The organism is Novosphingobium sp. KN65.2, assembly GCF_001368935.1.
Taxonomy (GTDB): domain Bacteria; phylum Pseudomonadota; class Alphaproteobacteria; order Sphingomonadales; family Sphingomonadaceae; genus Novosphingobium; species Novosphingobium mathurense.
Genome location: NZ_CCBH010000222.1, coordinates 26034 through 32697, shown reverse-complemented (window position 1 = coordinate 32697; position 6664 = coordinate 26034). Strand labels below are relative to the sequence as shown.

At 61.7% G+C, this 6664-nt stretch carries 8 protein-coding genes; all 8 read right to left on the bottom strand.

What is annotated here, in order from left to right; translation table 11 throughout:
* On the bottom strand, nucleotides 1-310 hold a 310-nt coding region (locus SPHV1_RS23535; protein ID WP_156367446.1), incomplete at its 3' end, for a helix-turn-helix domain-containing protein.
* Nucleotides 311-522: 212 nt separating this feature from the next.
* Nucleotides 523-708 carry a hypothetical protein gene (locus SPHV1_RS23530; protein ID WP_054948429.1) on the bottom strand — a complete coding sequence of 62 codons (186 nt, stop codon included), beginning with the start codon at nucleotides 706-708 and terminating at the stop codon, nucleotides 523-525.
* Nucleotides 705-1484 carry an MBL fold metallo-hydrolase gene (locus tag SPHV1_RS23525; RefSeq protein WP_054948428.1) on the bottom strand — a complete coding sequence of 260 codons (780 nt, stop codon included), beginning with the start codon at nucleotides 1482-1484 and terminating at the stop codon, nucleotides 705-707. Before SPHV1_RS23525 ends, SPHV1_RS23530 begins: the two co-directional genes overlap by 4 nt.
* The gene (locus SPHV1_RS23520) at nucleotides 1481-2257 is read right to left on the bottom strand and encodes a TatD family hydrolase (protein WP_054948427.1); all 777 of its coding nucleotides are present in this window, start codon (nucleotides 2255-2257) and stop codon (nucleotides 1481-1483) included. The genes SPHV1_RS23525 and SPHV1_RS23520 overlap by 4 nt, the downstream gene beginning before the upstream one ends.
* Nucleotides 2257-3816 carry a methionine--tRNA ligase gene (metG, locus tag SPHV1_RS23515; RefSeq protein WP_054948426.1) on the bottom strand — a complete coding sequence of 520 codons (1560 nt, stop codon included), beginning with the start codon at nucleotides 3814-3816 and terminating at the stop codon, nucleotides 2257-2259. The genes SPHV1_RS23520 and metG overlap by 1 nt, the downstream gene beginning before the upstream one ends.
* Before the next feature lie 29 nt (nucleotides 3817-3845).
* A complete protein-coding gene (locus SPHV1_RS23510; protein WP_054948425.1) occupies nucleotides 3846-4820 on the bottom strand; it encodes a DNA polymerase III subunit delta' in 975 nt (324 codons plus the stop codon).
* On the bottom strand, nucleotides 4817-5455 hold the full coding sequence (gene tmk, locus SPHV1_RS23505; protein WP_054948424.1) for a dTMP kinase: 639 nt from the start codon (nucleotides 5453-5455) through the stop codon (nucleotides 4817-4819). Before tmk ends, SPHV1_RS23510 begins: the two co-directional genes overlap by 4 nt.
* Nucleotides 5452-6615: a D-alanyl-D-alanine carboxypeptidase family protein gene (locus SPHV1_RS23500; RefSeq protein ID WP_054948423.1), complete on the bottom strand. Its 1164-nt coding sequence runs from the start codon at nucleotides 6613-6615 to the stop codon at nucleotides 5452-5454. Before SPHV1_RS23500 ends, tmk begins: the two co-directional genes overlap by 4 nt.
* Nucleotides 6616-6664: the final 49 nt, after the last annotated feature.

Below are 6664 nucleotides of genomic sequence, written 5' to 3'. Positions count from 1 at the left end.
TGATCCCATGGCGCTCAATCAGATACTCGCGCGCCAGTGTCGGGCCAAAGTCGGGATAATGTTCACGCACGAGTCCAACGATCTGTTCGCGCAACGCATCGCTATGCCGCCGGTTACTCGGGCGGCCGCGCTTGCGTGATACCAGGCCCGATGCGCCTTCGATGCGCATCCTCTTGAGTAACCGGAAGACCTGGCGGCGCTTCAATCCCAGCAATGCCGCCGCATCCTCGACCCGCAGCTCGCCGCGCTCAACGCGCATCAGCGTATCAAATCGCGAAAGCTCGCCATGGCTCATTGCCAGCACCGTCATAGCCGCGTTCTCCTAACCGGTAGGAGAACCATGTCACCGCTGCTCCACTGACGACACCTGAAGGTGTCATTTCTATCTAGCAGAGGGGTGTCATTTCTACTTAGCGCTTACAGGCTTCGGCGATCAATGAAGACGATAATACATCTTATGTAAAATACGGGGTGGAGTAGTGGCAAGAATCTGTCCGGATGTCGGTTGTTCTTCCCAAAGGCTCACTGCTCTATTCGCAGCCCCGTCAGCTGAATGATCAGCATCAGGCCGACGATGATGGCTGCCCAGATACATCCAAGCCGGATCATGCGCCGCGATCCAAGCTCTCTGAAACGCGCATTGCTTGTTACGAGGATCAGCGCGCCGAGCACGGAAATGATCGAGATGATCATCGCCGTCGTGTTCATGCGGATATCACCATGCCGTCGTATGCCACCTGAACGCCTTCGGGAACTTCCCCCGAAAGTGTCGCATAATCCATACTCTTGTCGAGATGCGTGAGAACCGTAGAGCCGACGCGGCAGGCTTCGGCGAGTTCAAGTGACATGGCAAGATGGGCATGCGTGGGATGCGGCTCGCGGCGCAGGCAATCGACGATCAGGACGTCGGACCTGTAGAAAAGATCGATCATTCCCTTGGTGATCTCACTTAAATCTGTCGCGTAACTTATTGTCTTACCGTCGCAGTCAAAGCGAAAGCCGGTCGATTGCGCTGGACCGTGCGGCATCTGGACGTGATCGACGCGAAAGCCTTCGCACAGGCGGATGGTGTCGAGATTGTCGAGGCTGACGAGCGTCGGATAGCCGTGCTGACCGGCAAAAACGTAGCCAAAGCGCTGGCGCAAGCGGCGGACGGTCTCTGATGCGGCAAAGCCCGGGATCGGTCCGGCGCGGCCGTAGCGAAGCGGCCGCAAGTCATCGATGCCGTGACAGTGATCGGCATGATCGTGGGTCCAGAACACCGCATCGATGCGATGAATGTCGTTGGCCAGGAGTTGGGCGCGCAAATCGGTAGGCGTATCGATCAGAATGCGTCCACCCGAGTCGCTTTCCAGCAGTACCGATACCCGCGTGCGGCGGTTCTTGGGCTCGTCGGGATCGCAAAGCCCCCAGTCGGCACCATGTTCACCCCCAAGCCGGGGAACACCGGTCGACGTCCCGCTGCCAAGGATGATCGCCTTCACGCCGTCGCTTTCCTGAACAGTGAGAAGAAGTTATGCGTTGTAGCTGAGGCGAGGTCTTCAAGCGAAGTTTCGCGCAGATCAGCCACAAAGCGCGCCGTGTCGGCAGTATAGGCCGGTTCGCACTTCCTGCCGCGATGCGGCACGGGCGCCAAGAACGGCGAGTCGGTTTCAACCAGCAGTCTGTCCTGGGGAATAACCTTCGCGAACTCCTGCAAGTCCCTGGCATTCTTGAAGGTTACGATGCCCGAGAGTGAAATCGTCAGGCCCAGGTCGAGGACCTTGCGGCCAAAATCGGCCGAAGCGGTGAAGCAGTGGATGAGGGCGGGAAAGTCCCCCTTCCCCATTTCCTCTTCAAGGATGCGCACCGTATCTTCTTCCGCATCGCGGGTATGGATTATGAGCGGCAGACCGGTCTGCCGCGCAACGCCGATATGGGTGCGAAACAGGTCCTGCTGCACGGCGCGGTCGGACTTGTCGTAGTAGTAGTCCAGCCCGGTTTCGCCAATGGCGATGACCTTGGGGTGCCCGGTCGCCTCGAGCAAAGCGCCCTCGCCCAGATCGGCATGCTGATCGGCTTCATGCGGGTGAATGCCGACCGACGCCCAGACGTCATCCTCACGCGCGGCGGTGGAAACCACGCGGTCCCATTCACTCTGACGGGTGGAGATATTCAGGAATCCGCGAATGCCCGATTGCCGGGCGCGCTCCAGAATGCCCTGCTGATCTTCGACGAGACCTTCGTATTCCAGATGACAGTGGGAATCGATCAGCATCAGGCTGCAGCTTCCTCAGGCAGTTCGAGCCGCGGGAATACACCCTGCGGCTTGTCCACCTTGTAGCCCGACGCGGTGAGCGCCGTGAACCAATCAGCAGAATCCAGGGCCTCGTAGTCGCGGGCATCGGCACCCTGCCCCATCTGGTCCAACAGCTTGTCGATCGCCGTGGGCACGACGGGACGCACGGCGATCGCGAGATCGCGCACGACCTGGAAGAGCACCATGAGAACCGCTTCCATCCGTTCGGGATCGGACTTGCGCAGCGCCCAGGGGGCTTGCTCGTCGACGTACTGGTTGCAGGCGAACACGGCGCGCATCCAGCTTTCCAGGCCCTCGCTGAACGCAAGGTCGGTAAAGCTCTTGCGCAAGCCAGCGATGCCGTCCTTGACCGCTGCAAACAGCGTGGCGTCGGCTTCGCTCTGCGGCAGTCCTGCTTTAACTACGCCGTCCATGTTCTTGAAAATCATGGAGAGACTGCGCTGCGCAAGGTTGCCGAAGCTGTTTGCCAGCTCGGCATTGCAGCGGGTGACGATCGCTTCGGGTGAATAGGAGCCATCCTGTCCAAATGCCACTTCACGCATGAGGAAGTAGCGCAGGGCATCGACGCCGAACGTTTCGGCCAGACCGATCGGGTCGGTCACGTTGCCGAGCGACTTCGATTCCTTCTGGCCGCGATTGAGCAGGAAGCCGTGCCCGAAGACCTGGCGCGGCAGCGGTACACCGGCGCTCATCAGGAAGGCTGGCCAATAGATCGCATGGAAACGGACGATGTCCTTGCCGATCACATGCAGGTTTGCCGGCCAATACTTGGCATAGTCACCGCTTTCGTCGGGAAAGCCGAGGCCGGTCAGATAGTTGGTCAGGGCGTCCACCCAGACGTACATGACGTGGTTCTCGCTGCCGGGGACCTTGATGCCCCAGTCGAAGCTCGTGCGCGAAACCGAAAGGTCGCGCAGACCGCCTTCGACGAAGCGCGCCACTTCATTGCGGCGGCTTTCCGGCCGGATGAAGTCACCGGAACTGTAGAGTGCCAGCAGCTTGTCCTGATATTTCGACAGGCGGAAGAACCATGATTCCTCGACGGTCCATTCCACCGGCGTGCCCTGAGGCGAGAGCTTTTCACCGCCCTCGCCTTCGACAAGTTCGCTCTCGTCGTAATAGGCTTCGTCGCGGATCGAGTACCAGCCCTCGTAGCGGTCGAGGTATAGGTCTCCGTTGGCCTCCATACGGCGCCACAGTTCCTGCGTCGCCTCATGATGGCGCGGTTCCGTGGTCCGGATGAAGACGTCATAGCCGATGTTCAAGGCATTGCACATGTCCTTGAAGTACTGCGACATTTCATCACAGAGCGCAGCCGGCGTCACGCCGAGGTCGCGCGCCTTCTGCATCATCTTCAGGCCATGTTCGTCCGTTCCTGTCTGGAACCGGACGTCGAAGCCTTCCGCCTTGCGGTTGCGGGCTATGACATCGGTAGCGATTGCCTCGTAGGCATGGCCGATATGCGGCTTGCCATTGGGATAGCTGATGGCGGTGGTGACGTAATAGGGCTCGCCCATGCGGCGTCGCACTTTCTCTTCAGGTGTTGTTAGCGAGCCGCTTCTCTAGGCATCGCAGCGGAAGCCAGCAACCCGCCAATTTCCATAATCAGGAGGCCGGCATCGAAATTGTAGGTCGGGGCTTGCGTCGAGAGCTTCGTCAGGGTCCCGTGCGCCTCGATAATCCGCAGTTGGCGATCGCGGGGACCGGTGGACAGTTCGTTGGCCAGAACGGCACGTGCAAGCTCGAGAGTTGCCAGTTGCCGCTCGCGCAGGGGGCGTGCGCCCATTTCCTCGGCAAGGGCACCGCGCAAGTGGAAGTCGGCATCGCCTTCGCGCAGGATGCGCATCATCAACTGGTGGATGTTCCCAAGGTCCTGCTCGACGAAGTTGAGCGCGACGCCGGGCGAGCCATGCGATGCGAGGATCGCGGCCTGGCGCTCTTCGGCATTGGCCTGCGGGACATCGCGGCGGATCACCGCATCGAGTTCCTCCGGTGTCAACGGCGCAAACCTGAGGATCCTGCACCGCGAACGCACCGTCGGGAGAAGGCGGCCCGGTTGATGCGCGATGAGCAGGAAATAAGTGCCGACGGGCGGCTCCTCCAGGCTTTTTAGCAGGGCGTTGACGGCGCCCTTTTCCAGATCGTCAGCCGGATTGATGATGATGGCCCGACGCTCACCCAAGGTCGGGCGGGTGGTCAGGCGCTGCTGCATCTGCCGGATCTGGTCGATCGTGATGTTGCGCTTGGTCTGGTAGGGCTTGCCTTCGGCCTTCTTCTTGGCCTCGTCATCGTTCGAAGGCAGGTGCTCCAGGATATGGATATCCGGGTGAGCATCGGCATCGGGAAGCTTGCCTCCCGGTTCGCGCACGAGTTCACCGGCGGCGGCACGCGCAAAGGCGCGCTTGCCCAGCCCCTTGGCTCCCGTCAGCAGCCAGGCATGATGCATGCGTTCGGACGAGATCGCGGCGAGCCATTCCTCCCAGGCGGAATCCTGGCCGATAAAGGGCTTCCCGGCCTTCATGTCCGCTTGTCCAGCAGGGGGACAAGGGCATCCAGGACCAGCTGGTGCGTGTCCTGCGGCGTCCCGTCGCCATCGATGCGGGCAAAGCGGGCGCTTTCAGCCTCGGCAAAGGCGGCGAAAGCATCGGCGACGCGGGCATGGTAAGCGGTGTCACGGCCCCCGATCCGGTCGGTTCCCTGGGTGTCACGCAAGGCAAGCCGGGCGCTTGCGACATTGGGCGACACTTCGATCAACACGGTAAGATCCGGCAGGAGGCCTCCGCTGCCGATGCGGTGCAATTCGCGAATGTCCACATCGGACAATCCGCCACCTCCACCCTGATAGGCCCTGCTGGAGTCCAGAAACCGGTCGCAAACGACCCATGCACCGCGCTCGACGGCGGGACGGATCAACTTCTCGACGTGGTCGGAACGCGCCGCCGCAAAGAGCAACGCTTCGGCACGCGGGTTCCAGCCATCGCCCTCACCATGAAGCAGAAGTTCACGGATCGCCTCCGCGCCCGGTGTTCCTCCGGGTTCACGAGTAGTGACGACTTCCAGCCCGCGTTCGCGCAGGGCCTCGGCAAGCAGGCGAGCCTGCGTCGACTTGCCGGCCCCTTCCCCCCCCTCGAGTGCAATGAAACGTCCAACTGTCATGAGAAGAGGTTGATAATCCCGTTCAACAGCCTGTCCAGAGGCCCGGCCTTGCCTATGTCACGTCCTGCATAGAGCGGGATCTTGCCGGGGGCGAGACTGCCGACCTTGATCTCCAGTTCGCCGACCTGCTGGCCCTTGCGCAAAGGAGCCTGCAACGGCCCGCGATAGTGAACGGAGAGCGAAATGGGCTCATTGGCATCGCCGTTGGGCACGGTAGCATGAACTTCTCGGTTGGCTACGAGAGGAACCGCGCGGGCATCGCCATCCTGCACCCGAGCTTCGATGACGGTCTGGCCCTGTTCGAACAGGTGGCGCGCATGCCACTGGGAAAAGCCCCATTCGAGCAGGTCGCGCGCGGCCTTGTCCCGGATGACGTAGGTCGGCGAGCCGGCAAGAACCATCACGAGGCGGCGACCCTCGCGCTGCGCGGTGCCGAGGAAGTTGTAGCCGGCCTCGCGGGTATAGCCGGTCTTGATGCCGTCCGCGCCCGGAACGACGCCCACCGTCGGATCGTGGCTGCGCATCGCAACATCGCGCCAGAAGTAGTGCTTGCGGCCGGAGAACTCGCGGTAGAGCTGCGGATGGCGCGTGATCATCGCATCGGCCAGCTTCACCAGGTCGCTGGCAGTGACGTAAGTATGGCCTTCGTCCATCCAGCCGTTGGGCGTGTTGTAGTGACTGCGGCTCATGCCCAGGCTTTTCGCCGCGGCGTTCATCCTGGCCGTCCACTTGGCAACGCTGCCCGCATAACCTTGTGCGAGGACGATCGCCGCATCGTTGGCCGACGCGGTCATGATGCCGTGGAGCAAGTCCTTGGTCGTCGGTCGGTCGTTTGGAGTCAGGTACATAGTCGTGCCTTTTGCGAACCATTCACGGCTCGTTTCGGGCTGGACCTGGAACTTGCGGTTAATCGGAAGGCGCCCGGCGTCAATCTCCTCGAATGCGACGAAGGCAGTCATCACCTTGGTCACGGACGCCGGGAGGAATGGCACGTCCGGGCGGCGCTGGACCAGCACCTGCCCGGAGCCGATATCGACCAGAAGGCTTACGGGAATCGAGGCGAGTTCGGGCGGCGGCGCGGGGGCCTGTGCGACCGCCGGAGCGGTGAGAAGAACTGCACCGGCAATGGCTGAAACGGTAAACTTCAGAAACGACTTCAAGACCAGAATTCTCCCGCGCGGCCACCGGGGCACTCTGCGCGCGGGTCTG